This window comes from Streptomyces sp. Ru71 (genome assembly GCF_002920535.1).
Lineage (GTDB): Bacteria > Actinomycetota > Actinomycetes > Streptomycetales > Streptomycetaceae > Streptomyces.
Genome location: NZ_PQSS01000030.1, coordinates 1 through 24633 on the forward strand (window position 1 = coordinate 1; position 24633 = coordinate 24633).

The window sequence follows — 24633 nt, forward strand, 5'->3', positions numbered from 1 at the left end:
TTTTGATGATCGAGAAGGCCCTGACGTCCGCCGACGTGGAGTTCGTCACCACCTTGCACGGGGACGAGCCGGTCGCCTTCCACGTACTGCTCCAGCCCCGCGGCGACCAGGCCGACCGGCTGCTGAGAGCCATCGACGACATCGCGCTCGGCGAGATCGACGAGGCGGCCCGCGAGGGGGAGACCCCGGAGGGCGAGCAGGCCAAGAGCGTCGGCCGGCAGGCCCTGGACGTGTCCCTGACCGCGCTGCGCTCCGCCGGCAGCCAGGCCGAGGGCCGGCTCGTCGAGGACCACCCGCTGGACGCGCTGAAGACGCTGGTGGAGGAGATCGGCGCGGACGAGGTGATCGTGCTGACCGACCCCCACTATGTGGAGGAGTTCTTCCACCGGGACTGGGCCTCCCGGGCGCGGCACAAGGTGGGGGTGCCGGTGCTGAAGCTGTTCTCCCACAGCAAGGCGTAGCGCTCCGCCTGGTTGCCGGTGAGCGCCGTCGGGGGTGCGGTGCGATGTCGTCTGCGGATGCGTTGTGGCTGTCGCGCCCCGCGGCGGAGCCGCATGTCGACACTGCCCCGCGCCCCTGGCGGGGTCCACTCGCGCACCTTGCACAGCGGCCCGTGCTTCAGCGCATAGGCTAGGCACGCTCCGACCCGCACCGTATCTGGGAGAAGAACGCATGGCACCCGGCCTTCCTACCGCCATGGACCGACCGCACTTCATCGGCATCGGCGGCGCCGGGATGTCGGGCATCGCCAAGATCCTCGCTCAGCGCGGCGCCAAGGTGGCCGGCAGTGACGCCAAGGAATCCGCCACCGCCGAGGCGCTGCGCGCGCTGGGCGCGACCGTGCACATCGGGCACGCCGCCGAGCACCTCGCCGACGACGCGAGCTGCGTGGTCGTCTCCTCCGCGATCCGCAAGGACAACCCGGAGCTGGTGCGCGCCGCCGAGCTGGGCATCCCGGTCGTGCACCGCTCCGACGCGCTCGCCGCGCTGATGGAGGGCCTGCGCCCGATCGCCGTCGCCGGCACCCACGGCAAGACGACGACCACGTCGATGCTCGCGGTCTCCCTGACCGAGCTCGGCCTGAACCCGTCGTACGCCATCGGCGGCGACCTGGACGCGCCCGGCTCCAACGCCCTGCACGGCGAGGGCGAGATCTTCGTCGCCGAGGCCGACGAAAGCGACCGCAGCTTCCACAAGTACGCCCCCGAGGTCGCCATCGTCCTCAACGTCGAGCTGGACCACCACGCCAACTACGCCTCGATGGACGAGATCTACGAGTCCTTCGAGACCTTCGCCGGGAAGATCGTGCCCGGCGGCACGCTGGTGATCTCCGCCGATCACGAGGGCGCCCGGGAGCTGACCCGGCGCGTCGAGGGCGTGCGCGTGGTGACCTACGGCGAGGCCGAGGACGCCGACGTGCGCGTGCTGTCGATCGTGCCGCAGGGTCTCAGGAGCCAGGTGACGGTCCTCCTCGACGGGCAGGAGCTGACCTTCGCCGTGTCCGTGCCCGGCCGCCACTACGCCCTCAACGCGGTCGCCGCGCTCACCGCCGGCGCCGCTCTCGGCATCCCGGTGGCCGAGCTGGCCCCGGCGCTCGCCGCGTACACGGGCGTCAAGCGGCGCCTGCAGCTCAAGGGCGAGGCGGCCGGCGTCCAGGTGATCGACTCCTACGCCCACCACCCCACCGAGATGACCGCCGACCTGGAGGCCATGCGGGGCGCCGCCGGTGACGCGCGCATCCTCGTCGTCTTCCAGCCCCACCTGTTCTCCCGCACCCAGGAGCTGGGCAAGGAGATGGGCCAGTCGCTGGCCCTGGCCGACGCCTCCGTCGTCCTGGACATCTACCCGGCCCGCGAGGACCCGATCCCCGGCATCACCAGTGAGCTGATCATCGAGGCGGCGCGCGCCGCGGGCGCCGACGTCACCGCGGTGCACGACAAGGCCGAGGTGCCGGATGTCGTCGCGGGAATGGCGCGGGCCGGTGATCTCGTTCTCACCATGGGCGCGGGCGACGTCACGGACCTCGGCCCGCGCATCCTGGACCGTCTCGCGGACAAGTGAAGGGGTTGGCCGACATGGCGTACGACGTCGAGAAGCCGGACGAGCAGTGGCGCGCGGAGCTGACCCCGGGCGAGTACGCGGTGCTGCGCCAGGCCGCCACCGAGCCCGCGTTCGTCGGTGAGTACACGGACACCAAGACCAAGGGCGTCTACTCCTGCCGGGCCTGCGGCGCCGAACTGTTCACCTCCGAGACCAAGTTCGAGTCCCACTGCGGCTGGCCGTCCTTCTACGACCCGAAGGACACCGACGCCGTCGAACTGCTGGAGGACCGCTCCCACGGCATGGTCCGCACCGAGGTCCGCTGCGCCCGCTGCGGCTCCCACCTCGGGCACGTGTTCGAGGGCGAGGGGTACCCGACCCCGACCGACCAGCGCTACTGCATCAACAGCATCGCCCTGCGCCTGGCGCCCGACGAGAGCTGATCCCGACGCCCCGCCGACTGAGCTGATCCCGGACCCACCGGACCGGCTGATCCGGCACCCCGGGCCGACCTAGACTGACAGGGAAGGCCCGGCCCCGACCGGTACAGGCAGGAAGGCGGTGGGCCGGAATGGCGTACGTCGCCGTCACCGCGCTGAGCCACCCCGGGCTGCTCCGCGAACGCAACGAGGACTCGCTCGTCATCGGCCCCTGGACCCTGTGCGCCACCGTCACGGAGAGCCCGCAGACCCTCGTCTTCCCGCTGCGCTCCCCGCTCGTCGTCGCCGTCGCCGACGGACTGGGCGGGCATCCCGGCGGCGATGTGGCCAGCGCCCTCGTCGCCCGCCGGATCGCCCGCGCCGGGACGACCCTGGCCGACGAGGACGCCGTACGCGACACCCTCGCCGCCTGCAACACCGCCGTGTACGAGGCCGCCGAGGGCAGCGAGCTGACCGCCATGGGCACCACCGTCGCCGGTCTCGTCCTGTTGCCCGAGTCGGCGCTGGTGTTCAACGTCGGCGACAGCCGGGTCTTCGCCGCGCCGAAGGACGGGCTGCGCCAGGTGAGCGTCGACGACAGCCCGCCGCTGCGGCCAGGACAGCGCACCACCTCCCTGGTCACCCAGTGCCTGGGCGGCTCCCTCACCCGCCGTGACGTCCGGCCCCATGTCACCGCCGCGCCCCTGGCCTCCGGTGACCGGTACCTGGTGTGCACGGACGGGCTGACCGACCCGGTCACCGAGGACGTGCTCGACGAGGTGATGCGCGAGCACGACGACGGCCGGGCGGCCTTCGAGCTGTGGCGGGCCGCCATCGACGCGGGCGGCCCGGACAACATCACGCTGGCGCTGGTACGCGTGGGAGGGGAGTAGGAGACCCACGCGGGCCGGGGCGGCGGCGGTGCGCGGTGGTCCGCCCTTTGTCACGATGCGATCGTGCTGAGTGTGGTGCGACGGATCAGAGCGCTCCGCCGGTCCGCCCCCGTGAACGGGCCGGAGAGAGCGAGCACGGCCGAGGTGCCGCTCGACGCGCTGCGGACGGCGCTCACCCGGATCGGCACCACGCTCGACGCCGACCTCACCCGCGCGGAGCTGACCCGGGCCGCGACCTCGCTGACCGGCTGCACGGCGGCCGTCGTCCGGGTGGCCGGCCCGACCGTCTCCGGATACGAGGCGATCAGCGGGGACCCGGACGCGCTGCCGGACATCCGCCCGATCACCGAGGCCGTACGCGACGGCGTACCCGGCGGGCCCTGGACACTGGCCACCGGAGGCGGACGCACGGCCCTGTGCCTGCCGCTGGCCACCCCGGGCCGGCTGTACGGCGTCCTCGTGTGCGCCCGCCCGAACCCGCCCCTCACCCCGCGCGAGGCCGAACTGCTCGCCCTCCTCGCCGCCCCCGCCGGGCCGCACCTGCACCACGCCGACGAACACGCCCGCGTCAGCGGCACTGTGGGCGACCTGCAGCGCGCCCTGCTCGCCGAGCCCGGCCGGCCGCACCCGAACCTGGACGTCGCCGTGCGCTATCTGCCCGCCGGGCGCCGCGCCCTGGTCGGCGGCGACTGGTGCGAGACCGTCCGGCTGCCCTTCGGGCGGACCCTGCTCGTGGTCGGCGACGTCATGGGCCACGGAGTGGAGGCCGCCGTCGACATGGCCGCCTACCGCTCCTCCCTGCGCACGATCACCGCCACCGACCTGCCGCCGCACCGCGTGCTGCGGCAGATGGACGACCTCGCCGCCGGGGAACCGGACCGCCGGCCGGCCACCTGCCTGATCGCCCGCGTCGACCCCGGCCGAGGACAGGTCACCCTCGCCGGGGCAGGCCACCTGCCGCCGGTCGTGATCGACGCCGACGCCGGCACCCGGCTGCTGCCGCTGCCGGTCGGACCGCCGCTCGGCACCGGGCTCGGCGGCTACGAGTCCGCCACCTACGACCTGGACACCAGCCACACCCTGCTGCTGTTCACCGACGGCCTGGTCGAGCGGCGCGGCGAGGACATCGACCGCGGCCTGGACCGGCTCGCCGGGCTGCGCTTCCCGGCCGCGGCCGGCCTGGAGGACATCCTGGACACGGTCCTCACCGGCCTGGACGCCCACCACGCCGACGACAACGTGGCCGCCCTCGCGGCCCGGCCCAGGGCACGGGGCGAGGAAGAGGAACCCCGGTGACCGTGCGGGCCGGCCGAAGCGATCAGGACAGCGAGCGCAGCGCCTTCCCCAGCAGCGCCACCCCGTCCGCGATCGCGCCCGCCGGGGTCGCCGCGTAGCCGAGGACCAGGCCGGGGCGGCCGGGGAGCAGACGGTGCCAGGACAACGGCTGGCACTTCACGCCGTGGGCCAGCGCGGCCGCCGCGAGGTCGGTGTCCGGGACGTCCCCCGCGTACGTGACCGTCAGGTGCAGGCCGGCCGCCGCACCCCGCACCACCGCGCCCGGCAGATGCGCGGCGAGGGCGTCGATCATCGCGTCCCGGCGCCGGCGGTGGCGCCCGCGCAGCAGCCGCAGGTGCCGCTCCAGGCCGCCGGAGTCCATCAGCCGGGCCAGCACCAGCTGCGGCAGCACCGCGTTGCCCAGGTCGGCGAAGCGCTTGGCGTCGATCAGGGCGTCGCGGTGGCGGGGCGGCGGCACCAGCCAGCCGATCCGCAGCGCGGGCGCCAGCAGCTTGGACACGCTGCCCAGATAGCAGACCCGGTCGGCCAGCAGCCCGCGCAGCGCCGGCACCGGCGGCCGGTCGTAGCGGTGCTCGGCGTCGTAGTCGTCCTCCAGGATCAGCCCGCCGTCCTGCGCCCAGCGCAGCAGCGCGCGGCGGCGTTCGCCGCTGGTGACCACGCCGGTGGGGAACTGGTGGGCCGGCGTGAGCAGCACCGCGCGGGCGCCGGTGGCGCGCAGGGCGTCCACCCGTATCCCGTCGTCGTCCACCGGCACCGGGGGTGTGGCCAGGCCCCCGTTGCGCAGGTGCTGGCGCGAGCCCAGCGAGCCGGGGTCCTCCAGCGCGACGGCGTCGATGCCGTCCGCGCGCAGCACGGTGTGCAGCAGGGTGAGCGCCTGGGCGGTGCCGGACACGATCAGCACCTCCCGCGGCTCCACCCGTACGCCTCGGTTGCGCGCCAGCCAGTCGGCCACGGCCCGGCGCAGCGCCGGTGCCCCGCGCGGGTCGCCGTAGCCGAGACCGTCCGCCGACAGCTCGCCGAGGACGGCCCGTTCGGCCCGCAGATACGCGGCGCGCGGGAACGCGGCCAGATCGGGCCGGCCGGGCGTGAAGTCGAAGCGGGCCGGCGCGGCACGCAGCGCGTCGAAGACGCCGGGCCCGGGCTCGCCGGTGAACAGGGTCTCGGCTGCGGTCCGGACACCGCCGGGGCCGGCGAACAGTCCCGGCCCTACGGGGTTGTCGGCGTCGGGGAAGGGATCTGCCGCTACGGAGTGACCGGCTCCGTTCACCCGGTCCGCCGTTGCCGGCCCGGGGAAAGCCCCCGCCGCGACGGCACGCCCGGCGTCGACCGCGTCCGCACCGGGCGAGTCACCGCGCGGCATCCCGCGCCCCGCTTCCCCGGCCCCGTCCCCGGGCACCACCGGCACGGCCACCACCACCGTGCCCCCGCGCCGCCGCCCCTCCACGTGCCCGTCCTCCGCCAGCCGCCGGTACGCCTCCGTCACCACCCCGCGGGAGACGCGCAGTTCGGCGGCCAGCACCCGGGTGGGCGGCAGTCTGCTGCCCACCGTGAGCCGGCCGTCGGCGATCGCCCGCCGCAGCCGCCCGGCCAGCCAGTCGGCCTTGCCGCCGGCGGGCGCGGAACCGATGTCCAGCTGCAGGAAGTCGGACCCCTGGGGTGCGCCTGCCGCCGCCTCGTTCATCCCGCTCATGCTGCCATGCCCCGCGCGCCGCCCACCGCTCAGCCGCCGAAGGCGAACTCCGGTGCGGTGGCGGACAGTACGGCGTCCGCCGTCACGACCGGCCAGTGCGCGGCCAGTTCCCCGGCCAGCGTCTTCACCAGGTCCGGCATGAGCCGCGCCCCTCCGTCGTGCACGGCTTCCGCCACCACCAGGACGCGGCGCGTGTCCGGGCCGACGGCGGAGTGGCCGCTCTGCCGGTGCGTCCAGCGCCGGGCGTGCGCCCGTCCGGCGGAGTCCACGAAGGTCACCTCGCCGGGCGCGGGATGTTCCAGGGCGCCCCCGAACGCCGTGTACGCCTCGTCGCCCCGGGCGGGCCGCACCTCCAGCAGCGGACCGGCGATCCGGTCCGCGTCGAGGGCCGCGACCGGCACGGCGTACGCCACGGAGATCGCGTTGCACAGGTCCACCACCGGGTGGATGCGCGGCAGCGTCCCCTCCTTGCGCAGGCGCCGCAGCAGGGACTCCGCCGCGCAGCGGTACTGCGTGGGCCTGAGCCCCAGCCGGGCGAACGTGCGCCGCCAGGCGACCACTTCGGGGAACTCGCCCTCCGGTCCGCCGGCCAGCCGGGCGGCCGCCCGGGCCGTGTACGCGGCGACCCGGGGGCCCGTGTCGGGGCGGGCGTCGACCCCGTCGGCGTACAGCACACCGGCGGTGAGCGCGGGGTGGGCGGACCAGATCGCGTCCGCGTGCCGGAAACGCATGCTCACGCCACCGCCAGCCGCATGCTCAGCACCACGAAGCAGGCGGCGAACACCCGCCGCATCCCGGTCAGCACGCCCGGCCGGGCCGGCAGCCGCTCCCGCAGCGCGGCGGCGCACAGCCCGTAGGCGGTGAACACCACGAAGGTCAGCGCCATGAACACGGCGCTCAGCCGCAGCATCGGGCCGACGGAGCCGGCCGGGACGAACTGCGGCAGGAACGCCAGGAAGAACAGGGCCGGTTTGGGGTTGAGCAGGTTGACCAGCACGGCGGAGCCGATCAGCCGGGCCGCGGAGCGCGGCGCGGGGTCGCTCTCGACCACCAGGGCCGAACGGTCACGCAGCATCGCCCACGCCATGTACAGCAGGTAGGCGGCACCGAGGTACTTCACGACGGTGAACGCGACCGTACCGGCCTGCAGCAGGGCGGCCAGCCCGGTGACGGCGGCGAGCAGGTGGGGCACGGTGGCGAGGGTGCAGCCGAACGCGGCCACCACGCTCGCCCGGCGGCCGTGCGAGAGCCCGGCGGCGAGCGTGTACACCACGCCGGTGCCGGGGGTGACCACCACGACCAGGGTGGTCAGCAGGAACGTGACGCTCAAGGAAACCTCCGCGAGGATGCGAGGCCTTCCACCCTGCCCACGCCATGGCCCCGTGGACAGGGCCAAAGACGGCGCCGTTCACCGGTCCAAAGCAACGATCCCCGGCCGGAGTCGACATCGTCTCTTCACCAACGGGCCCATGGGCGGCGTCTAGACTCTCCGGGCAGCGGGCGCCCGCACGCATGTGCGGAACCGGCCGCCGAGACGGCACGTGCCGCCAACCGAAGGGCGTTCGGCGCAGTGATACGGATGGAATCAGTCACCAAGCGGTACCCGGACGGCACCGTGGCGGTCGACCGGCTCACGCTGGACATAGCCGACCGGGCGATCACCGTCCTGGTGGGCCCCTCCGGCTGCGGCAAGACGACGACCCTGCGCATGATCAACCGCATGGTCGAGCCCAGCGAGGGCCGCATCCTGATGGACGGCACCGACATCCTGCGCCAGCCCGTGCACACCCTGCGCCGGTCCATGGGATACGTCATCCAGCACGCCGGTCTCTTCCAGCACCGCACGATCCTCGACAACATCGCCACCGTTCCCCGGCTGCTCGGCTGGAGCAAGGCCAGGTCCCGCGAGCGGGCGCGGGAGTTGATGGAGCGGGTCGGGCTCGACGGGGCGCTCGCCGGGCGTTACCCGTACCAGCTCTCCGGCGGCCAGCAGCAGCGCGTCGGCGTGGCCCGGGCGCTGGCCGCCGACCCTCCGGTGCTGCTCATGGACGAGCCGTTCTCCGCCGTCGACCCCGTGGTCCGCAAAGGGCTCCAGGACGAGCTCCTGCGCATCCAGGCCGAGTTGGGCAAGACGATCGTCTTCGTGACCCATGACATCGACGAGGCCGTCAAGCTCGGCACCATGGTCGCCGTCCTGCGCACCGGCGGCCGGCTCGCCCAGTACGCGCCGCCGGCCGAGCTGCTGTCGCACCCGGCCGACGCGTTCGTCGAGGACTTCCTCGGCGCCGACCGCGGCATCCGGCGGCTGTCCTTCTTCCCCGCCGCCGGCCTGGACCTGCTCACCGAGCCCGTCGTCACCGTCGACGCCACCGCCGAGCGGATCGCCGCCGTCGACGCCCCCTACCTGCTGGTCACCGACGCCGACGGCAGACCCCTGGGATGGGGCGAGCCCGGCGAGCTGGCCGCCGGCCGCATCGACACGGCGCGGCTCCTGCCGTACGGACGGCCGTTCGCCGCCGGCACCGACTCCCTGCGCGCCGCGCTGGACTGCGCGGTGCTGTCGCCGACCGGCTGGGCCGTCGCCGTGGACGACACCGGGCGGGTGAGCGGTGTCGTCTCCCAGCAGGCCATCGGCGCGGCGATCCGCGCCGCCCACGCCCGGCACCCGGGCGGGGACCCGGCCACCGCCGAGGCACCGCCTCCGGCCGAGGACCCGGCCACCGGTGCGGCGCAGCCCCCGAACGAGCCGAAGGCCCTGCGATGAACGGCCTGTTCGACCTCCCCAGCGATCTGCAGAACAGCTACCTCGGCCTGGTCGGCCTGCATCTGCGCGAGGCGCTGATCCCCGTCCTGGCCGGACTGCTGGTGGCGCTGCCGGTCGCCCAGCTATGTGTGCGGCTGCGCTGGCTGTACCCGCCCCTGCTGTGGGTGACCACCGTGCTGTACGCCATCCCGTCGCTGGCCCTGTTCGTCGTCCTCATCGACTACACCGGCCAGACCGAGACGACCGTGATGATCCCGCTCGCCGTCTACAGCCTGGTGGTGCTGGTCCCGGCGGTCGTCGACGGCGTCCGCTCGGTGCCGCAGGAGACGCTCGACGCCGCGACCGCGATGGGCTTCGGCCCCGTACGCCGCTATCTGCAGGTGCAGTTGCCGATCGCCGTGCCCGCGATCCTCGCCGGGCTGCGGGTGGCGACCGCGTCCTCCATCTCCCTGGTCAGCGTCGGCATGCTGATCGGCAACCAGGGCGGGCTCGGCAACCTGCTGCACGACGGCATGACCTATCAGCAGCCCCGGCTGGTGTGGCTGTCGGTGGTGGGCACCGCCGTCCTCGCCGTCGTCGCGGACGCCGTCCTCGTCGCCGTACGCCTGCTGCTGACGCCCTGGATGCCGCGCGGCGCCCGTACCGCCCCGCCCGCCGAACCCGCGCTGCCCGTGCGGGAGGAGACCGCCCGGTGAACGTCCTCCACTTCGTCAACGCCTTCTTCAGCGACAGCGCCCACTGGCACGGCTACGACGGCATCCCCACCCGGCTGCGCGAGCACGTGCAGTACACCCTGCTCGCGCTGGTCATCGCCGCCGCCGTCGGACTGCCGGCCGGACTGCTCACCGGGCACACCGGGCGCGGCGGCAACGCGCTCGCGCTGATCGCCACCGCCGCCCGCGCCCTGCCCAGCTTCGGCCTGCTGGTGCTGATGTTCATCCTGCTCGGCTTCGGCCTGGTCCCCGTGATGATCCCGCTGGTGGTCCTCGCGATCCCGCCGATCCTGGTGACCACCTACGAGGCGGTGCGCTCCGTGGACCCCTCCCCGGTGGACGCGGCCCGGGGCATGGGCATGCCCGAGAGCCGCATCCTGCTCCAGGTGGAACTGCCCGTGGCGCTCCCGCTGGTCCTCAGCGGTCTGCGCTCGGCCGCCATCCAGATCGTCTCGACGGCCACCATCGCGGCGTACGTCAGCCTCGGCGGCCTCGGCCGGTACGTCATCGACGGCCTCTACCAGCACGACTACGAGAAGGTCGTCGGGGGCGCCACCCTGGTGGCCGGCCTAGCACTGCTCACCCTCGCGGTGTTCTGGGCGCTGGCCCGCTGCGCGGTGTCGCCGGGCGTGCGCAGGCGCGGATGAGACGAGGACCGGCGCCAACCAGCCTCATAACGGCGCATGTTGATCACATGAATGCCCTTGACGGGTGGGAAGTGGCTGGATTGGATCAGTAGGTGACTACTACCGCCCATCGCAGCAGGCCCAGCAGGATTCCTCCCCGCGCCGCCGCCGTCGCGCTCGCCGCGACCACGGTCCTGCTGGCGGGGTGTTCCTCCGACGGCAAGGGGGACAACCCGCTGGCGGAGAACGAGTCCGACGGCAAGACGGTGGTCGTCGGCTCCAACAACTTCCCCGAGTCCACGCTGCTCGCCGACATCTACGGCGAGGCCCTGCGCGCCAAGGGCGTCAAGGTCACCTACAAGCCCAACATCGGGACCCGGGAGACCACTTACGGCCTGATCAAGAACGGCTCGCTCACCGTCCTGCCCGAGTACAACGGCGCCCTGCTCGCCCACCTCGACCCCAAGGCCACGCCCAAGTCGGCCGAGGAGACCACCCGGGCCATCGAGGCCAAGCTCGCACCGGAGCTGACGCTGCTTCAGCCCTCGCCCGCCGAGGACAAGGACTCGGTGACGGTCAACGCCGAGACGGCGAAGAAGTACCGCCTGACCCCGTCCTCCAGCATCGCCGACCTCAAGGGCGTCGCCGGGGAACTGGTCATCGGCGGCTCGCCGGAGTTCCAGAAGCGGCACCAGGGTCTGCTCGGCCTGAAGTCGGTGTACGGCCTGGAGTTCAAGTCGTTCAAGGCGCTGGACGCGGGCGGGCCGCTCACGCTGGCGGCGCTGAAGCAGAACGAGGTCCAGGTCGCGGACGTCTTCTCCACCGATCCCACCGTGCAGAAGGAGAAGTTCGTCGTCCTGCGCGATCCGCAGAACCTCTTCGGCTTCGAGAACGTCCAGCCCCTCGTCTACAAGAAGGGCCTGCCCCAGCAGGGCGTCGACGCGCTGAACGCCGTCTCCGCCAAGCTGGACACGAAGACGCTGCTGGCCCTGGACGCCCAGGTCCAACTGGACAAGAAGGACCCGCTGGACGTGGCGCGGGCGTGGCTGAAGTCGGTCGGACTGACCTGAGTAACCAGCGGCTTTGAAGCCGGAGGCCGGGGAACCCGTGACGGGGCCCCGGCCGACGGTGGGCTATCCTCGGGGAGTTGAAAACAAACGGCACGGTCCGTTCTTTTGGAACGAGCTGATCCGTTCTTTTCCGTCCCCCAGGAGTGACCCGTCGATGCCGAGGCAGTTACGCGCCGAACAGACCCGCGCGACGATCCTCACCGCTGCCGCCGACCTGTTCGACCGGCAGGGCTACGAATCGACCAGTCTCAGCGACATCGTGGAGCACGCGAAGGTCACCAAGGGCGCCCTGTACTTCCACTTCGCCGCCAAGGAGGACCTGGCCCACGCCATCCTGGAGCTGCAGTCCGAGGCCTCCCGCAAGGTCGCCGGGGAGGTGGACGGCCACGGGTACCCGTCCCTGGAAGCGCTGGTGCGCATCACCTTCGGCTTCGCCCGGCTGACGGTGGAGGGCCCGATCACCCGGGCCGGCCTCCGGCTCGCCACCGGCCCCGTCCCGGTCCGGCCGCCGCTGCGCCATCCCTTCACCGAGTGGCGGGAACTGGTCTCCCGCCGGCTGCTGGGCGCGGTCCGCGAGTCGGACCTGCACCCGGACGTCGACATCGACGCGGTCACCCACTCCCTGGTGTCCTTCTTCGTCGGCACCCGGGTCGTCGGCCGCTCCCTGGAACCCGTCGCCCGGCTGCCCCGCCGGATGGCCGAGATGTGGCACCTGCTCATCCGCGGCCTGGTGCCCGTGCCGCGCCGCCCCCGCTATCTGACGCTGGTGGCCCGGCTGGAGCTGGAGGCGGCCGCCGCCGCGCTGTGACGGCGCGGCGGGCGGCGGGTGGGCGGTGCCCGGGGGCACGCCGGCGGCGCGGCGGGCGGCGGGTGCGCGGTGCCCGGGGGCACGTCGGCGGCGCGGTGAGCGGTGGCTCGGCAGCGCTCGGGGCTCCCAGGGGCGGTCGGCGGTACGGTGAGCGGCATGCCCGACACCCCCCACGCGCCCGTGCTGCGTGCCGATCGTCCCGGCTCCTTCCCGCACAGCGTGCTCGCCGAACGGCACCCCGCGATCATCCGGCAGGTGCGCGACTCCTTCCCGTACGACCCGGGCGTGCGCGCCGCCCTGGAAGCGCTGCTCGACCGGTGCCTCGACGGCGTGATCGAGCCGCTCCCCGCGCACGCCCCGGACCGCGACCGCTGGCTGGCCTGGGGGCTCGGGACGTACACCGGCCGGTCCTGGTTCGACGTGCCGTGGCTGTGGGCGGAGAGCTACTTCTACCGCCTGCTGCTGCAGACCGTCGGCTACTTCGACGACGGCCCCTGGCGCGGCATCGACCCCTTCCGCCCCGCCAAACGCGCCGAACTCGACGCCCCCGAGACCGACGAGGAACTGGCCGCCCTCGACGCGCTGACCGGCCGTGCCCCCGACGAGCAGGCCACCGCCCTGCTGCACGGCTCCCTGTGGGGCAACCGCGCCGACCTCAGCTTCCGCCTCCAGACGGGCGCCGGTGCCACCTCGGACGCCGCCCCGGCCCTGCTCGCCGACGACAGCGCGGCCCTGTGGAAGCTGCTCCCGCCCGGCCGGGCGGACGGCACCCTGTGCCTGGTCGCCGACAACGCGGGCCGCGAACTCGTCCCCGACCTGCTGCTCGTCTCCCATCTGCTCGCCCACGGCCATGTCGGGCGGGTCGTCCTGCACGTCAAACCGCACCCGTACTACGTCTCCGACGCCACCACCGCCGATGTGCTCGACGCCCTGCGCCGGCTCACTGCCGCGCCGGGCACGGCCGCGGCGCACGGGCGGCGGCTGTGGGACGCCATGACCGGCGGCAGCCTCGTCGTGCGGGCCCATCCCTTCTCCGCCGGCCCGCTGCCGTACGAGGAGATGCCCGACGACCTGCGCGCCGAGTTCGCCGCCGCCACCCTGACCGTGTTCAAGGGCGACCTCAACTACCGCCGCCTGGTCGGCGACCGGCTGTGGCCCGCCACGACGCCGTTCGCCGACGTCACCGCCCACTTCCCGGGTCCCCTCGCCGCGCTGCGCACGCTGAAGTCCGACGTGATCACCGGCCTCGACGCCGCCACGGAGAAGGCGCTGGACGCCGCCGAGGGCCGTAGCTGGCGGACCAGCGGGACGCATGCGCTGATCCAGGTGCGCGGCTGAGCCTCAACCGGTGTGGACGGGGAGCGACTTGAACCCGTTGATGAAGTTCGACACCAGCCGCCCCGGCGGCCCGGCCGGGCGCGGCGCGGGCAGCGTCCGCAGCACCTCGGCGTACAGAGACCGCAGTTGCAGCCGCGCGAAGTGGGCGCCCAGGCAGACGTGCGGGCCGTCCCCGAACGCCACGTGCGGGTTGGGGGAGCGGGCCAGGTCCAGCCGGTCGGGATCGGCGAAGACCCGTTCGTCGCGGTGGGCGGCGGCATGGAAGACGACCACCTTGTCGCCCGCCCGGATGCGCCGCCCGGCCAGCCGAGTGTCCCGGACAGCGGTACGGCGGAAGGTGAGCACCGGCGGATGCCAGCGCAGCAACTCCTCCACCGCCGTGGCCAGATCCGCCTTCCCGGCGCGCAACGCCTCGTACTGCTCGGGGTGTTCGGCGAGCGCCAGCAGACCACCGGGAGCCGCGCTGCGCACGGTGTCGTTCCCGGCGACCGTGAGCAGGAAGAAGAACATCTCCAGCTCGGGCCCGGTCAGTTCCGCGTCATGGGCCAGTGTCGTCATGATGTCGTCGGCCGGATGCCGGCGCTTGTGCTCGGCCAGCTGCCCCGCATAGGCGAACATGTCGCCCAGCAGGGCGGGCGAGCGCGGGTTCACCGGCCGGCCCGCCGCGTCCCGCACCGTGGGCCCTGCCTCGTCGGGGGCCTGGTAGCCGATGACCCGCTGCGTCCAGTGCAGCAGCAGCCCGCGGTCGCTCTCCGGCACACCGAGCAGATCGGCGAGGTTGAGCAGGGCGTAGTCGTCGGTGACCGCGCTCACCAGGTCGACGGTGCCGTCCCCGGCCCGCGCCCCGGCGAGCGCCCGGCGGAGCAGCGTGCGGGCCCTCGCCTCGACGACGGCCGTGAACCGCCGCACACGGCCCGGGGTGAACGCCCGGCTGACCAGGCGGCGCAGCCGGCCGTGCGCCGGCGGGTCCTGGTTGAGCATCATCCGCCGGATGAACGGCAGGTCCGCCGGATCGGGGTCACGGATCTGGGTGGCGCCCAGGTGGGAGGAGTACGTCGCCGCGTCCTTGAGCACCCGCACCACGTCCGCGTGCCGGGTCACCGCCCAGAAGCCGGGGCCGGCGGGCCAGCCGAGCACCTCCGGCTCGGCCTGCCAGGCCACCGGGTGGTGGTCGCGCAGGACACGGTAGGCGGCGTAGGGGACGCCGTCGGCGTACTGCCGGGGGTCGAAGACGTCGGGTACGGGCGGGGCCGTGGGCACGGTCATGCGTCCTCGCCGTCCGGGCCGCCCGCGAGTGCCGCGTGCGCCGGTTCGCTGTCGTCGGCGCGCAGGAAGTCCTCGACCAGCCGGATCAGTTCCAGCGGTGTCTCGTCCATGGCGTAGTGCCCGGCGCCCCGCAGCTCGTGCACCTCGGCGTGCGGATACCAGGCGCCCCAGGTCCGCCACAGCAGGTCCGCCGACAGCGCCGGGTCCAGCGCACCGGCCACCGCGAGCGCCGGGTGGTCCGCGCCCTGCACGTCGGCCTGGAAGTCCTCCCCGGCCCAGGAGTCCAGCCAGGCCCGGAACGCCTTGTCGTCGCTGACCCGCAGCGAGCGCGCCACTATCCGGTCCAGCCAGGCTGCCGGGCGGCGGCCGCCGGTGGTGACGTCGATGATGGCACGCCGGTTCTCCGGCCGGTGCGCCGCGTCGGCGAACAGCTCCCACTGCTCCGGCGGCAGCGCGAGCCCGCACGCGGGCACCGGGGACACCCCGGCCAGCCGGCGCAGCCGGTGCGGGGCGACGGCGAGCAGCCGCTGCCCGACCGCTCCGCCCATCGAGTGGCCCACCACCGAGAAACGGTCCCAGCCGAGCCGGTCGGCCAGCGCCACCAGGTCCCGGGCGCCCTGCCCGGTGGTGAACGGCCCGTCGGCGTCCCGCGCACCGCCGTAGCCGCGCAGATCGACCAGCGCGTACGTGAAGGACGTGAGGTCGAGGTCGTCGCGTACGGCCGCGAAGGCGGAGCGGTCGGCGAACCAGCCGTGCACGGCGAACACCTTGTGGGCGCCGTCGCCGAGCAGCTCGTGCGGGAGGGTGAAGGTCGTCATGCGACCACGGTGGACCGAGCCGGCGCGGGCGTCCAGAGGCCGGGCACCGGAGCCTTCTGGGACGACCACGCCAGTGCCCAGGGGCAGTTCGAGCCTGTTCGGGCCCGCGTTCACGCGATGGTGTGATCATGTCCGCCCGTCCGGATGCGTCCCGGGGGCCCTGGGTAGGGCCCCGGCCATGACGCAGCCGTTCGAACTCCCGCACTTCTACATGCCGTATCCCGCGCGGCTGAACCCGCATCTGGAGGAGGCGCGGATCCACTCGACGCAGTGGGCGCGCGAGATGGGCATGCTGGAGGGGTCCGGGATCTGGGAGCAGTCCGACCTCGAAGCGCACGACTACGGGCTGCTCTGCGCCTACACCCACCCCGACTGCGACGGGCCCGCCCTGTCGCTGATCACCGACTGGTACGTGTGGGTGTTCTTCTTCGACGACCACTTCCTGGACATGTTCAAGCGCACCCAGGACCGTGCCGCGGGAAAGGCCCACCTCGACCGGCTGCCGCTGTTCATGCCGCTGGACCCCGCCGCCGACGTGCCGGAACCGGAGAACCCGGTGGAGGCCGGGCTCAAGGACCTGTGGCAGCGCACGGTCCCGTCCATGTCGGTGGACTGGCGGCGCCGCTTCTCCGTCGCCACCGAGCACCTGCTCAACGAGTCGATGTGGGAGCTGTCCAACATCAACGAGGGCCGGATCGCCAACCCGGTCGAGTACATCGAGATGCGCCGCAAGGTGGGCGGCGCCCCCTGGTCGGCGGGGCTCGTGGAGTACGCCACCGCCGAGGTCCCCGCCTCGGTGGCGCTCTCCCGGCCGCTGCGGGTGCTGATGGAGACCTTCTCCGACGCCGTGCACCTGCGCAACGACCTCTTCTCCTACCAGCGCGAGGTGGAGGACGAGGGCGAGAACAGCAACGGCGTGCTCGTGCTGGAGACCTTCTTCGGCTGCACCACCCAGGAGGCCGCCGAGACCGTCAACGACGTCCTCACCTCGCGGCTGCACCAGTTCGAGCACACCGCGCTCACCGAGGTGCCCGCCCTGGCCCTGGAGCACGGGCTCACCCCGGCCGAGGTCGCGGCCGTCGCCGCCTACACCAAGGGCTTGCAGGACTGGCAGTCCGGCGGCCACGAGTGGCACCTGCGCTCCAGCCGCTACATGAACAAGGGGGCGCGCTCCGAGTCGCCCTGGCAGGCCCTCGCCAGCGGCCGCGGCACCTTTGCCGCCGACATCGGCGCACTGCTCGCCTCCGCCGCCCAGGACCGGCTGCGCAACTACCGGCACCAGCCCTTCCGGAAGGTGGGCCCGTCCCGCATCCCCGACCTCTACATGCCCTTCGAGCTCCGGCTCAGCCCGCATCTGGACGGCTGCCGGTCCCGCCTGGCCGACTGGTGCCGGGCCATGGGCATCCTTCAGGAGGGCGTCTGGGACGAGGACAAGCTCCGCGCCTGCGACCTCGCCCTGTGCTCGGCCGGCCTCGACCCCGACGCCACGCCCGAGGCCCTCGACCTCAGCGCCCGGTGGCTCGCCTGGGGCACCTACGGCGACGACTACTACCCGCTCGTCTACGGACACCGCCGTGACCTGGCCGCCGCCCGCCTGACCACGGCCCGGCTGTCCGCGTGCATGCCCCTGGACGGAGAGGAGCCGGTCGTCCCCGTCAACGCGATGGAGCGCGGCCTGCTCGACCTGTGGGCGAGCACCACCGCGCGGATGACACGGGAGCAGCGGCGTGCCGTGAAGGCCTCGGTCGACGTGATGACCGAGAGCTGGGTGTGGGAGCTGTCCAACCAGCTGCAGAACCGCGTCCCCGACCCGGTCGACTACCTGGAGATGCGCCGCCGCACCTTCGGCTCCGACCTCACCCTGAGCCTGTGCCGCATGGGATACGGCCCCGCCGTCCCGCCCGAGGTGTACGGCAGCGGCCCGGTGCGCTCCCTGGAGAACGCCGCGTTCGACTACGCCTGCCTGCTCAACGACGTCTTCTCCTACCAGAAGGAGATCGAGTACGAGGGTGAGATCCACAACGCGATCCTTGTCGTCCAGAACTTCTTCGGCTGCGACTATCCGCAGGCCCTCGGTGTCGTCCAGGACCTGATGACCCAGCGCATGCAGCAGTTCGAGCACGTGGCCGCGCACGAACTGCCCGTGCTGTACGACGATCTGGCGCTGAACGCCGAGGCGCGCGCGGCCATGCACGGCTATGTCACGGACCTGCAGAACTGGATGGCCGGCATCCTCAACTGGCACCGCTGCGTGGACCGCTACAAGGCCGAGTGGCTGGCCCGCCGCGCCCACGGCTTCCTGCCGGACCGGCCGCCCGCCCTGCCCGCCCTCACGCTCCGCTGACGACCGGCACCTGCGGCGCTGCGCGCACCCGCTCCTCCAGGCGGACGACCGTCGCGTCGGCGGCCGCCCGCTCCCGCGGGCTGTCCTGCAACGCGGCGTACAGCCGCTGGGCGCGCAGCGCCTGGGGGAGGTCGCCGAGGTGCTCGAACTCCTCGGCGAGCTCCCGCAGCGGGGCGGTGTCCAGCCGCCCGGGCGCCTCCGGTCTGCGCAGCAGGCTCTGGTTCATCACGAGCGCGTCCAGGCGGCGGATGAGGGCGACCCGCACCGCCTCGGTGCGGCCCTGGACGAGGACCGGGCGGGTCCAGGTGGTCAGCGGCTGCGCCGCCGGGTCCGCGGACGCGTCCGGCGCGAGGCCCAGGTACTCCCACAGCGGCGGCAGCTCGTCGTGGTCGTGGAGGAACCGGTAGGCGTTCAGCTCCTCGGCGTTGAGCAGCACATGGTCGGGTTCGGTGCGCGTCAGCGCGCGGTGCAGCATGCCGACCAGCTCCACCGGGGAGCGCTCGGGCAGGCCGAGCCCGGCGAGCAGCTCGCGGCGCTCGTCGTCGATGCCGTAGTGCTCGCGTATCTCCTCCTCGACCTCCGCCTTGCGGGCCAGGATCCGCTCCTCGCCGTCCCTTGGCGTCAGGTCCGCGAACGCCCCCCAGTCGGCCAGCCCGATCACCACCTCCAGCGCCTCGTCGACGCTCGTACCGATCAGGCAGGCCCCGCCCTCGGAGTCCGCGTGCAGCACACCGCCGTCGGCGCACACGAAGTAGGTGCCGCCCGTGTCGTCCCCGGCCACCACGGTCAGCGGTCCGCCCGAGGCCAGCCGCACCGGCTCCACATGGCCCAGGGCCGCGCGGTCCACGTCGAAGTCGAAGGGGAAGGCGGCCAGTTCGGCCAGGCGCGGGTTCTCCCGCAGCTTGCGCAGCGCGTGATCGGTCATGTCACAGAACGTAACAGCGCCCACTGACAACGCCGGCCCCGCGCCGGCTCGGTGATCCTGCGCACCGGGTGACTCGGACGGGCCGCGGTCCCCTGTTCCGCGGCCCGTCCGGGCAGGCGGTTTTGCCGGCCGCGCGGTCAGGCGGGCACGCGGGTCCCGGCGGTCGCGTGGTCGACCGCGGCTCGGGCCAGTCCCCGGATCATCGGGTGCGGGCGCGAGCCGTCGCCGTACAACTCCGGCTGGAACAGGGACGCGAGGAAGAAGGGGTGGCCTGGCAGTTCCGCCACGCGGACCTGGCCCCGCGGGTCGCGCCCGCTGAAGCGCAGCCCGTGCCGGGAGAGCGTGTCGAGGTGGCGGGACGGGCCGTAGTGGCACGAGTAGCGCTCCACGGTCCGCTCGGCACCGATGACCGTCTGGGCGAGCGACCCCGCCTCCAGCAGGACGGTGTCCTCGTGGCCGGCGAGCGAGCAGGCCAGCGGCTCGATGAGGAAGTCCTCGGCGTCGGGGTCGTTCTCCGCGTGCGCCACCCCGGTCAGCCCGCACGCGCCCCGGGCGAACTCCAGCAGCGCGTGCTGGAAGCCGCCGCAGGTGCCCAGGAACGGGATGCCCTGAGTGCGCGCGGTGCGGATCGCGGCGAGGACGCCGGCCTCGCTGCGGTAGGGGCTGCCCGGCACCACCCACACGGCGTCGAAGCCGCGCACCGCGCCCTCGGCCTCGGCGTCCTCGGAGGGGATCCAGTAGGCGTCCAGCACGAGCCGGTCGTGTGCGGCGAGCGTGTGGAGCAGCTCGGGGATACGGGTGTGGGAGACGACGTTGGGGGACCGGTCGCCCACCAGGGCGACCTTCGCGACTTCGGTGGTGGTCATGGCCACCATCCTGGGCGGGCTGCCAGGTTCACGTCCAACGATGATCCCTGCACGATCCATAAGCAACGCTGATGCCATGCTGGGCAACATGGACCCGCACCTGCTGCGCACCTTCGTCGCCGTCGCCCGCCTGGCCTCCTTCTCCGAGGCGGCCCGCGAACTCGGCTACACCCAGTCAGCCGTCTCCCAGCACATCGCCGCGCTGGAGCAGGACCTCGGCGCCCCGCTGCTCACCCGCCGGCCGGTCGCCCCCACCCCGGCGGGTGAGCGGCTGCTGGAGCACGCGGGTCCGCTGCTGCTGCGCCTGGACGCCGCCCGCGCCGACGTGTCCCGCATCGCGGCCGCCCCGGACCGGGGCCTGACCCTGGCGGCCACGGCCACCGCGCTCGGGCCGGCCGTCGTGGCGGCCCTGCCGGCCGCGGGCGTGACCGTACGGGTGCTGCCCCGCGAGGAGGTGCCCGCCGCGGTCGCCACCGGCACGGCCGACCTCGGCCTGGCCGACGGTCTCGCCGCACCCAGCGACCCGCTCCGCCTGGCCGACGTGGCGCCCCTGACCGCGTACGGCGTGGGGGAGGAGCCGGTCTGCGTCCTGCTGCCGGCGGCGCATCCGCTGGCCGGCCGTCCCGGCCTGGCGCTGGACGACCTCGCCGACGCCCGCTGGCTGGACGCCCCCGACGCCGGGCTGCCGCTCGCCCAGCTGCGGGCCGCGAACGCGGGGCGCGGCTTCCGGCCGTCCCTGCGCTACGAGGGCACCGACGTGCGCGCCCTGGCCTCGCTGGCCGCCGCCGGGCACGGCCTGACCCTGCTGCCCCGCACGGCGGCCGGTGCCGTACCCGGCGCGGTCGCCGTGCCGGTGACCAGGCCCCGGCTCGTGCACCGCACCGAACTGCTGTACGCGGGCCCGCCCCGAGGCGCTGCGGCGGCCCTGGCGGACGCCCTCGGGGGACGGCCCTGAGCTGGTGGAACAGGGCCCTCCGCACCCTGGAGGGCGGGCCCTCTTCCCGCTGTCGACGGCCGGTCAGTCTCACTCTTTCGTGGCACGTTCCGCGCCGGTGCGCCGGGTAGAGCACCAGCCGGAGGCGAACCATGGAACACACCGCGTTGCGTCCCAAGCCGATGCCCGGCCGCGACCCCGGCGGCACCCGCCCCGAGGCCCGGCCCCGGCGCCCGCACGCCGCGCGACGCCGCGGCCGGCGGCTCACCACCTGGCTGTTCGGCCTGCTCGTCGGTACGGTCCTGGTCCTGGCCGGTGTCGGGCTCGGCACCGTCGGCGCCACGGTGATCGGCTGGAGCAAGGTCGCCGACCTGCAACGGCAGGCCGCCGCGCACCGCCCGCCCGGCCCCGCTCCCGCCTCACCGTCACCGGGCGCCCCGAGCCAGGCCCCCGCGCCCGCCGCCCCCGCCGTGGTGCGGGCGACCCTCGGCGTGGAGGTGATGGACGCGCAGAAGCCCGGCGCCCTCGTCGTCGGCGTGCACGTGCCCGGCCCGGGCTACACGGCCGGTCTCGTGCGCGGGGACATCGTGCTCGCCGTCGGCCGGACCCGCGTCGACTCCGCCGCCGACCTGGCGCGGGCCGTCGCCGGGGCGCACCCGGGCCGACGGGTCGTGCTGACGGTGAGACACCGCAGCGGCGGCTACCAGCAGTTGACCGCCGTGCCGGGAATCGTCACGTGACCGGCCGGAAGTGGCTGGTGAGCCGCCCGGCGTCGTCCAGCACGTGGAAGGCCAGCCCCACGGGCGCCTCCCGGTCGGCCACCTCCTCGCCCTCCCAGGGCAGCCGCAGTGTCCAGGTCACACCCGGGCCGACGACCAGGGGCCGGCCGGCGAACGCGGTCGCGGCCGCCGAGTGCGCGTGCCCGGTGATCAGCCCCGCGATCTCCGGCCGCCGCTCCATCAGGGCGGCCAGCGCCTCCGGTGCGCCCAGCTGGTAGGAGTCGGGCAGCGGGTGGTGCAGCGCGACGGGCGGGTGGTGGAAGGCGAGCAGCACCGGCAGGCGCCCGCCGAGCTCGTCGAGCGTCGCCTCGATCCAGTCGTACGTCGCCGCGTCCAGCGCCCCGTCGTCCCGGCCCGGAATGCTGGAGTCGCACATCAGCACGGCGCCCCCGGCGAAGACGCGCACCTCGTTGACCGGCTCCTCGGAGGCCGGCAGCCCCAGCAGGGCCTTGCGGTAGGCGGGGCGGCGGTCGTGATTGCCGGGGCAGGTGAGCACGGGCACGGGTGCCGAGCCGTCGCGCAGGCCCAGGATGCGGGCCGCCTCCTCGTACTCGGCCTCGGCGCCGTGGTCCGCGATGTCCCCGGTGACCAGCACCGCGTCCACGCGGCCCGGCAGCTCCCACAGCCGGTCGCGCACCTGCTCGGCCCGGCGCGTCGCCCGGGCGGTCCCGTCCAGGTGCAGATCGCTGATGTGCGCGAGTACGAGCACGTCGTACTCCCTCCCCGTCGGTATTAATGGTGTGCACGCATCAAAGCATTAGCTGTGGCGCGCGGGCAACGAGCCGCCGTCGGTCACGGGTGGGGAAACCGGCTCGCGTGGCCCCCTCGGGGCGGGCAGGATGCTGCCAGGCGAGACTGATCCTTCCGGAAGTCCGGTCGACGACGTCCGGGCAGACCCTTCGTCAGACAGGAGAGGCCGATGACCGGCACCGCGCCCGCACCGTTCGGCGCCGAGGACTACCGGGCCCGGATGGAGCGCGCCGCGCGCACCGCCGCCGACGCGGGCCTCGCCGGGCTGCTCGTCGCACCGGGGCCCGACCTGGTGTGGCTCACCGGCTACGCGCCCACCGCCGTCACCGAGCGTCTCACCCTGCTGGTCCTCGCCCCCGGACGCGACCCGGTCCTCGTCGTGCCCACCCTGGAGGCCCCGGACGCCGCCCACGCGGCCGGCGCGTCCGCCCTGACCCTGCGCGACTGGACCGACGGCACCGACCCCTACGCCGCCACCGCGGACCTCCTCGACGCGGGCGGCCGGTTCGGCATCAGCGACAACACCTGGGCCCTGCACCTGCTGGGCCTTCAGCGGGCCCTGCCCGGCAGCTCCTACGCCGCGCTCACCGACGCCCTGCCGATGCTGCGGGCCGTCAAGGACGCCGCCGAGCTGCGGCTCCTGGCCGCCGCGGGCGCCGCCGCCGACGCGGCGTTCGAGGAGATCCGCACGGTTCCCTTCGCCGGCCGCCGGGAACGCGAGGTCGGCGCCGACCTCGCCGACCTGCTGCGCCGCTTCGGCCACTCCCAGGTCGACTTCACCATCGTCGGCTCAGGACCCAACGGCGCCAACCCGCACCACGAGGTCGGCGACCGCGTCATCGAACGCGGCGACATGGTCGTCCTCGACTTCGGCGGCCTCAAGGACGGCTACGGCTCCGACACCACCCGCACCGTCCACGTCGGCGAACCCACCGACGAGGAACGCCGGGTCCACGACATCGTGCGCGAGGCGCAGGAGGCCGGCTGCGCCGCCGTGCGCCCCGGCGTCGCCTGCCAGGAGGTCGACCGCGCCGCCCGCAAGGTCATCGAGGACGCCGGGTACGGGAAGTACTTCATCCACCGCACCGGCCACGGCATCGGCGTCACCACGCACGAGCCGCCCTACATGATCGAGGGCGAGGAGCAGCCGCTCGTGCCCGGCATGTGCTTCTCCGTGGAGCCCGGCATCTACCTGCCCGGCCGGTTCGGGGTGCGCATCGAGGACATCGTGACCGTCACCGAGGACGGCGGCCGGCGGCTGAACAACACCACCCGCGAGATGGTCATAGTGGACTGAGGACGACACCGACACCACCATCACCCATCGAGCGAGTGACGACGGCGCGACATGACCCAGGCACCGACACCCACCGCGGACACCGTCCGCAGACTGGTCCGCACCCTGCTGAAGGACGCCGGGAACGACACCTCCGGCCCCGACGTCCGGCCCGTCTCCGAAGGCGGCGAGCACTGCACCTGGTGGGTGGGCACCCGCCATGTGCTGCGCCTCGCCCCCGACCGTGAGGCCGCCGCCCGGCAGCGCCGCGAACTGCGCCTGCGCGACCTGGTCCGCCCGCACCTGCCCGTGGCCGTGCCCACCAGCGTGGCCCACGGGGAGTGGAGCCCCGGCCTGACCTACACCCTCGACACCCTGGTGCCGGGCGGTACGGCCGAGGAGCACGACGTCTCCGCGATCGGCGAGGCCGACCTCGCCGGCTTCCTCACCGGGCTGCGCGCGGTGCCCGCCCGCCAGGCCGAGACGCTCGGCGTGCCGCGCGCCGCCCCGCGCTCCCTGGAGGCGCTGCGCCGCATGGCCGTGCCCGCCGCCCGGACCCTGGGCACCGCCGAGGAGTTCGACCCCGCGCGGCTGGCGCAGCTCACCCCGCCCGGCGCGGCCCAGCTCGCCGCGCAGGCGGGCACCGCCGTCCTCGTCCACCACCACCTCAAGGGCGAGCACCTCGTGGTCAGCGCCGACGGCCGGGTGCGCGGCGTCCTGGACTGGACCGGCGTCGTCCTCGGCGACCCGGCCGAGGACATCGCCGGCCTCGCGCTCGCCGTCGGCTCCGGGGCCGCCGTGCGCGCCGCGACCCTCGCCGGGTACGGCGCCCGGCCCTGCCTGCGCGGCCTGTGGCTGGCCCGCTGCGACAGCGTCATCCGCCTCGCCGAACGGATCGAGGGCCGCGACGACAGCTCCCTGGAACTCCTCCAGACCCAGCTGCAGCGGGCCTGGGAGGCGATCCTGCTGGAACGGGTGACGGAGCTGCGGGAGGACGGGTAGGAGCGCCGGGGGCCGG

24 protein-coding genes are annotated in these 24633 nt (G+C 74.0%); 16 read left to right on the forward strand and 8 right to left on the reverse strand.

Translation table 11 applies throughout. The features are described 5' to 3' along the window. Positions 1-2: 2 nt before the first annotated feature. From C3489_RS19040 to C3489_RS19060, 5 genes are all read left to right on the forward strand, one after another. Positions 3-461 (forward strand): indole-3-glycerol phosphate synthase, encoded by a 459-nt coding sequence (locus C3489_RS19040; RefSeq protein WP_258054854.1) that lies wholly within the window; start codon positions 3-5, stop codon positions 459-461. A 211-nt stretch (positions 462-672) separates the two neighbouring features. Next, the gene (gene murC / locus C3489_RS19045) at positions 673-2061 is read left to right on the forward strand and encodes a UDP-N-acetylmuramate--L-alanine ligase (protein ID WP_103783073.1); all 1389 of its coding nucleotides are present in this window, start codon (positions 673-675) and stop codon (positions 2059-2061) included. A gap of 14 nt (positions 2062-2075) precedes the next feature. Beyond that, positions 2076-2483, forward strand: coding sequence for a peptide-methionine (R)-S-oxide reductase MsrB (gene msrB, locus C3489_RS19050; protein WP_103783074.1), 408 nt, complete (start codon positions 2076-2078; stop codon positions 2481-2483). 128 nt (positions 2484-2611) lie between these two features. Next, positions 2612-3352: a PP2C family serine/threonine-protein phosphatase gene (locus tag C3489_RS19055; protein WP_103783075.1), complete on the forward strand. Its 741-nt coding sequence runs from the start codon at positions 2612-2614 to the stop codon at positions 3350-3352. A gap of 111 nt (positions 3353-3463) precedes the next feature. Then, positions 3464-4648 (forward strand): PP2C family protein-serine/threonine phosphatase, encoded by a 1185-nt coding sequence (locus C3489_RS19060; protein WP_258054855.1) that lies wholly within the window; start codon positions 3464-3466, stop codon positions 4646-4648. A gap of 22 nt (positions 4649-4670) precedes the next feature. Here the strand turns inward: C3489_RS19060 and C3489_RS19065 are convergent, their stop codons facing one another. The 3 genes from C3489_RS19065 to C3489_RS19075 are packed head-to-tail and all read right to left on the reverse strand — an operon-like array spanning position 4671 to position 7668. Then, complete coding sequence (locus C3489_RS19065) at positions 4671-6329, reverse strand: PLP-dependent aminotransferase family protein (protein ID WP_374936755.1); 1659 nt, start codon at positions 6327-6329, stop codon at positions 4671-4673. A 38-nt stretch (positions 6330-6367) separates the two neighbouring features. Next, on the reverse strand, positions 6368-7069 hold the full coding sequence (locus tag C3489_RS19070) for a B3/4 domain-containing protein (protein WP_103783077.1): 702 nt from the start codon (positions 7067-7069) through the stop codon (positions 6368-6370). A 2-nt stretch (positions 7070-7071) separates the two neighbouring features. Further along, positions 7072-7668 carry a LysE family translocator gene (locus C3489_RS19075; protein ID WP_103783078.1) on the reverse strand — a complete coding sequence of 199 codons (597 nt, stop codon included), beginning with the start codon at positions 7666-7668 and terminating at the stop codon, positions 7072-7074. 240 nt (positions 7669-7908) lie between these two features. Here C3489_RS19075 and C3489_RS19080 point away from each other — a divergent pair, with 240 nt between their 5' ends. The 6 genes from C3489_RS19080 (at position 7909) to C3489_RS19105 (ending at position 13657) form a co-directional block, all read left to right on the forward strand. After that, positions 7909-9102: an ABC transporter ATP-binding protein gene (locus C3489_RS19080; protein WP_181139741.1), complete on the forward strand. Its 1194-nt coding sequence runs from the start codon at positions 7909-7911 to the stop codon at positions 9100-9102. After that, on the forward strand, positions 9099-9797 hold the full coding sequence (locus C3489_RS19085; protein WP_103783080.1) for an ABC transporter permease: 699 nt from the start codon (positions 9099-9101) through the stop codon (positions 9795-9797). The genes C3489_RS19080 and C3489_RS19085 overlap by 4 nt, the downstream gene beginning before the upstream one ends. Then, a complete protein-coding gene (locus C3489_RS19090; protein ID WP_103783081.1) occupies positions 9794-10462 on the forward strand; it encodes an ABC transporter permease in 669 nt (222 codons plus the stop codon). Before C3489_RS19085 ends, C3489_RS19090 begins: the two co-directional genes overlap by 4 nt. 92 nt (positions 10463-10554) lie before the next feature. Next, positions 10555-11511, forward strand: coding sequence for an ABC transporter substrate-binding protein (locus C3489_RS19095; RefSeq protein ID WP_103783082.1), 957 nt, complete (start codon positions 10555-10557; stop codon positions 11509-11511). A 154-nt stretch (positions 11512-11665) separates the two neighbouring features. Beyond that, on the forward strand, positions 11666-12319 hold the full coding sequence (locus tag C3489_RS19100) for a ScbR family autoregulator-binding transcription factor (protein WP_103783083.1): 654 nt from the start codon (positions 11666-11668) through the stop codon (positions 12317-12319). A 156-nt stretch (positions 12320-12475) separates the two neighbouring features. Further along, complete coding sequence (locus tag C3489_RS19105; protein ID WP_103783084.1) at positions 12476-13657, forward strand: damage-control phosphatase ARMT1 family protein; 1182 nt, start codon at positions 12476-12478, stop codon at positions 13655-13657. Between the two features lie 3 nt (positions 13658-13660). Here C3489_RS19105 and C3489_RS19110 read toward each other — a convergent pair whose 3' ends face one another. Beyond that, complete coding sequence (locus tag C3489_RS19110) at positions 13661-14923, reverse strand: cytochrome P450 (protein WP_103783085.1); 1263 nt, start codon at positions 14921-14923, stop codon at positions 13661-13663. Further along, the gene (locus tag C3489_RS19115; RefSeq protein WP_103783086.1) at positions 14920-15741 is read right to left on the reverse strand and encodes an alpha/beta fold hydrolase; all 822 of its coding nucleotides are present in this window, start codon (positions 15739-15741) and stop codon (positions 14920-14922) included. The genes C3489_RS19110 and C3489_RS19115 overlap by 4 nt, the downstream gene beginning before the upstream one ends. Before the next feature lie 178 nt (positions 15742-15919). Here C3489_RS19115 and cyc2 point away from each other — a divergent pair, with 178 nt between their 5' ends. Next, positions 15920-18085, forward strand: a complete 2166-nt coding sequence (cyc2, locus tag C3489_RS19120) for a germacradienol/geosmin synthase Cyc2 (protein ID WP_103783087.1) — start codon at positions 15920-15922, stop codon at positions 18083-18085. Here the strand turns inward: cyc2 and C3489_RS19125 are convergent. Further along, positions 18072-19010: a hypothetical protein gene (locus tag C3489_RS19125; RefSeq protein WP_103783088.1), complete on the reverse strand. Its 939-nt coding sequence runs from the start codon at positions 19008-19010 to the stop codon at positions 18072-18074. The genes cyc2 and C3489_RS19125 overlap by 14 nt on opposite strands. Positions 19011-19147: 137 nt before the next feature. Continuing rightward, positions 19148-19876, reverse strand: coding sequence for a hypothetical protein (locus C3489_RS19130; RefSeq protein WP_103783089.1), 729 nt, complete (start codon positions 19874-19876; stop codon positions 19148-19150). A 76-nt stretch (positions 19877-19952) separates the two neighbouring features. Between C3489_RS19130 and C3489_RS19135 the strand changes: the two genes are divergently transcribed. Continuing rightward, on the forward strand, positions 19953-20831 hold the full coding sequence (locus C3489_RS19135; protein WP_374936753.1) for a LysR family transcriptional regulator: 879 nt from the start codon (positions 19953-19955) through the stop codon (positions 20829-20831). Between the two features lie 131 nt (positions 20832-20962). Continuing rightward, positions 20963-21550, forward strand: coding sequence for a PDZ domain-containing protein (locus tag C3489_RS19140; RefSeq protein ID WP_103783090.1), 588 nt, complete (start codon positions 20963-20965; stop codon positions 21548-21550). On the opposite strand, the gene C3489_RS19145 is transcribed toward C3489_RS19140, so the two are convergent. Then, positions 21543-22298: a metallophosphoesterase gene (locus C3489_RS19145; RefSeq protein ID WP_181139742.1), complete on the reverse strand. Its 756-nt coding sequence runs from the start codon at positions 22296-22298 to the stop codon at positions 21543-21545. The genes C3489_RS19140 and C3489_RS19145 overlap by 8 nt on opposite strands. A gap of 210 nt (positions 22299-22508) precedes the next feature. Here C3489_RS19145 and C3489_RS19150 point away from each other — a divergent pair, with 210 nt between their 5' ends. After that, the gene (locus C3489_RS19150) at positions 22509-23636 is read left to right on the forward strand and encodes an aminopeptidase P family protein (RefSeq protein ID WP_103783092.1); all 1128 of its coding nucleotides are present in this window, start codon (positions 22509-22511) and stop codon (positions 23634-23636) included. A gap of 51 nt (positions 23637-23687) precedes the next feature. Continuing rightward, on the forward strand, positions 23688-24617 hold the full coding sequence (locus tag C3489_RS19155) for a phosphotransferase family protein (protein WP_103783093.1): 930 nt from the start codon (positions 23688-23690) through the stop codon (positions 24615-24617). Positions 24618-24633: the final 16 nt, after the last annotated feature.

What these genes read in the sequence shown, in the direction of transcription:
- murC (WP_103783073.1), top strand. Translation starts at nt 673, where the DNA reads ATGGCACCCGGCCTTCCTACCGCCATGGACCGACCGCACTTCATCGGC.
- msrB (WP_103783074.1), top strand. Translation starts at nt 2,076, where the DNA reads ATGGCGTACGACGTCGAGAAGCCGGACGAGCAGTGGCGCGCGGAGCTG.
- C3489_RS19055 (WP_103783075.1), top strand. Translation starts at nt 2,612, where the DNA reads ATGGCGTACGTCGCCGTCACCGCGCTGAGCCACCCCGGGCTGCTCCGC.
- C3489_RS19065 (WP_374936755.1), bottom strand. Translation starts at nt 6,329, where the DNA reads ATGAACGAGGCGGCGGCAGGCGCACCCCAGGGGTCCGACTTCCTGCAG.
- C3489_RS19070 (WP_103783077.1), bottom strand. Translation starts at nt 7,069, where the DNA reads ATGCGTTTCCGGCACGCGGACGCGATCTGGTCCGCCCACCCCGCGCTC.
- C3489_RS19085 (WP_103783080.1), top strand. Translation starts at nt 9,099, where the DNA reads ATGAACGGCCTGTTCGACCTCCCCAGCGATCTGCAGAACAGCTACCTC.
- C3489_RS19100 (WP_103783083.1), top strand. Translation starts at nt 11,666, where the DNA reads ATGCCGAGGCAGTTACGCGCCGAACAGACCCGCGCGACGATCCTCACC.
- C3489_RS19105 (WP_103783084.1), top strand. Translation starts at nt 12,476, where the DNA reads ATGCCCGACACCCCCCACGCGCCCGTGCTGCGTGCCGATCGTCCCGGC.
- C3489_RS19110 (WP_103783085.1), bottom strand. Translation starts at nt 14,923, where the DNA reads ATGACCGTGCCCACGGCCCCGCCCGTACCCGACGTCTTCGACCCCCGG.
- C3489_RS19115 (WP_103783086.1), bottom strand. Translation starts at nt 15,741, where the DNA reads ATGACGACCTTCACCCTCCCGCACGAGCTGCTCGGCGACGGCGCCCAC.
- cyc2 (WP_103783087.1), top strand. Translation starts at nt 15,920, where the DNA reads ATGACGCAGCCGTTCGAACTCCCGCACTTCTACATGCCGTATCCCGCG.
- C3489_RS19125 (WP_103783088.1), bottom strand. Translation starts at nt 19,010, where the DNA reads ATGACCGATCACGCGCTGCGCAAGCTGCGGGAGAACCCGCGCCTGGCC.
- C3489_RS19130 (WP_103783089.1), bottom strand. Translation starts at nt 19,876, where the DNA reads ATGACCACCACCGAAGTCGCGAAGGTCGCCCTGGTGGGCGACCGGTCC.
- C3489_RS19135 (WP_374936753.1), top strand. Translation starts at nt 19,953, where the DNA reads ATGCTGGGCAACATGGACCCGCACCTGCTGCGCACCTTCGTCGCCGTC.
- C3489_RS19140 (WP_103783090.1), top strand. Translation starts at nt 20,963, where the DNA reads ATGGAACACACCGCGTTGCGTCCCAAGCCGATGCCCGGCCGCGACCCC.
- C3489_RS19150 (WP_103783092.1), top strand. Translation starts at nt 22,509, where the DNA reads ATGACCGGCACCGCGCCCGCACCGTTCGGCGCCGAGGACTACCGGGCC.
- C3489_RS19155 (WP_103783093.1), top strand. Translation starts at nt 23,688, where the DNA reads ATGACCCAGGCACCGACACCCACCGCGGACACCGTCCGCAGACTGGTC.